At 27.7% G+C, this 2,331-nt stretch carries 4 protein-coding genes; 2 read left to right on the forward strand and 2 right to left on the reverse strand.

What is annotated here, in order from left to right; translation table 11 throughout:
* Positions 1 to 220: hypothetical protein (locus ABDH49_05375; protein ID MEN3046393.1), on the forward strand; the 220-nt coding region annotated here is incomplete at its 5' end.
* On the opposite strand, the gene ABDH49_05380 is transcribed toward ABDH49_05375, so the two are convergent.
* Positions 199 to 459: a hypothetical protein gene (locus tag ABDH49_05380; protein ID MEN3046394.1), complete on the reverse strand. Its 261-nt coding sequence runs from the start codon at positions 457 to 459 to the stop codon at positions 199 to 201. The genes ABDH49_05375 and ABDH49_05380 overlap by 22 nt on opposite strands.
* A 218-nt stretch (positions 460 to 677) precedes the next feature.
* Positions 678 to 1,109 carry a M56 family metallopeptidase gene (locus ABDH49_05385; GenBank protein ID MEN3046395.1) on the reverse strand — a complete coding sequence of 144 codons (432 nt, stop codon included), beginning with the start codon at positions 1,107 to 1,109 and terminating at the stop codon, positions 678 to 680.
* Positions 1,110 to 1,832: 723 nt separating this feature from the next.
* On the opposite strand from ABDH49_05385, the gene ABDH49_05390 reads away from it, so the two are divergent.
* Positions 1,833 to 2,042 (forward strand): hypothetical protein, encoded by a 210-nt coding sequence (locus tag ABDH49_05390; protein MEN3046396.1) that lies wholly within the window; start codon positions 1,833 to 1,835, stop codon positions 2,040 to 2,042.
* Positions 2,043 to 2,331 lie beyond the last annotated feature (289 nt).

Here is a 2,331-nt window from a genome sequence, read left to right on the forward strand (position 1 = left end):
AAAATTTAAATCTTCAAATTCTATTTTTTCTGTTTCATCTGGTATTTTCTCTTTATTTAATAGTGTCTTTAGTCTTTCTTTAATCTTAATTCTTTCTGATTCATTTAAAAGAATCTCATATTTTAATCTTTCAAGTTCAAGGTTAACTTTTAGGATATCATTTGTTGTTGACAGGCCGGTTTTAAAATTTTTGATTTTTCATTTAAAAAGGAAAAGATAGTGTTCACTTTTTAATTTATCTTTCTCTAAGAGAAGAAAAGTTAAAAGTTTTGTTGGTAAAGTAATATTTTGTCTTACTGCTATGTTATCTTCCATAAACATTTCCCTTAGTGTTACTTTTGGGCTCTCAGGAAAAAGATTTTTAAGTATACTGAAAGAATATTTTTTCAAATTTTCGTAAGATGACTTAATCTCTAAGTTATTTATAAGCGATGTTGATATAGCATCACTTAACCTCAAGGTATCACAATAAATACTATAGGCTATAGTAATAAAGAATAAAAAAATTTAATTTTCATAGGTTTTAACATGGCAGTATTTTTCATTAATGGGACAATTATTTTCGCAGTTTGCCCTTAAGGGAGAAAGAGAAAAAAGAAGGATGGAAATCAAATTAAATAAAAATAGGGAAAATTTAGGTATAATACTTTTTTTATTTTTAATTTTTTCTAAGTGTTTTATTCTTTTGAAAACTGGGTGGGAAAAAAGCTGGTTGATGTTTGGGAGTCTAAAATTAAAGTTATTTTAGCTAAGGATTTTATAATTTTTTCTTTTGCTCTTGTTTTTATTAATGAATATCCATCTGAGGCCATTTCTGCTATCTCTTCAAAGGATTTAATTGGTAAATAAATTTGAGGTAAGTAAAAGAAAGCTTTATATGTTATGTTTAATATCAGTTTAGTTAAGTTGTCTCTACTTCTTATATGGCTTATTTCATGGTAAATTATAACTTTTTTCTCATTCTTGTCTAATTTTTTCCACAAGTTAACATCAATAAAGATAAAGGGTTTAAAGGCACCTTTTACAGATGCACCAAAGGGATTATTACCATAAACTATTAGCGGAAAATTTTTATACTTTATTTCTTTCAGGTATTCTCTTATAAGCAAGAAAACTGAGATTAAAGCTGAAAGGATCGGAGTATATAAAATTTCTACTTTTAAGATAGAGCCACCAAAAAGGAAGCATTTTAAATGACAGTTTCTTAGAGATTCATAATAAAAACAAGAGGTATAAAAGATAACAAAAAAATAAAAGCAAAGAAATAGGGGAAAATTTTTCTTAAATAAATTTTGGATAGGGGTAAGTTTTTATAAAGAATAACTGAGATTGATAAAAGACTGTATAAAATTAAAATTAAAAAAGATTATTTTCATTTTTTCTTTAGAATTTCAAGAAGTTTTTTCTTTTCACTTTCGGTTAATTTTTTCCCCTCAATAAAGTTAATTGCAACTAAATCAGGAAACTCATCAATCAGAGGTCTTAGAATCTCTCTAATTTTTTCTTTATGAAATTTTCCTTTGTAATAAGGGGTGAATATAAATTTTTCTTTCCAACTCTTTCAGACTTTAAAAATCCCTTTTTTGTAAGATTTTGAAGTTCTGTTAAAATCGTGGTATAGGCATAGTTTTCTCCGCGTCTTTTAAGTTCCTCAAGAACATCAAAGCAAGTAACTTTCCCTAGACTCCAAATAATCTCTAAACACTACGCCTGAAGCTCCCCTAAAAAGAGCCTCAACGATCTACTATGCTTCATAGTATTTTCATTATACATTTTTAGTAAATTGAATTTCAAGTTATTCTATCATATAATTCCGAAAAGGGGTTTTTACTATGTTTAAGTTTCTTAAGCTTTTAACTTTTTCCATTATAGGGTTTTATTTTCTTTTTTCTTCTAATAATCAAGTAGTGGTAATTTTAGAAAGATATCAAAAATGCAAAAATAAGGAGTTATTCATTAGAGATCTTGAAAAGGAGATTAAAAATCATCCTAATGAAGAAACAAAAAGAGCCCTTGAAATAATTAGGAAAAATCAGGTTTAGGAAATGAAAAAGTTAATTTTTCTGCCTTTTTTAAATTCTCTTCTTTTTGGAGTAGTGATTTTAAATGAAAATTTTGAAGGAACTTAGTCAACTTTAAATCCTCCAGCTGGTTGGACAATAATATACTCTTCCCCTCCTGATGGCAGTGATTGGCATAAGTACTTTTACTCTGGGACTAATTCTGATGTAGCAAGAGTGCATTATTATCCGGTAGAGTATCAAAATGACTGGTTGATAACTCCTTCCCTTGACTTTTCAAACGCAAGCGCCTGTACTCTTTATTTCTGGT

It is taken from the genome of Candidatus Hydrothermales bacterium (assembly GCA_039630235.1).
GTDB lineage: Bacteria > Hydrothermota > Hydrothermia > Hydrothermales > JAJRUZ01 > JBCNVI01.

Bases quoted from the DNA above. Each gene is read 5' to 3' on its own strand.
- ABDH49_05390 (MEN3046396.1), top strand. From the start codon at position 1,833: ATGTTTAAGTTTCTTAAGCTTTTAACTTTTTCCATTATAGGGTTTTAT.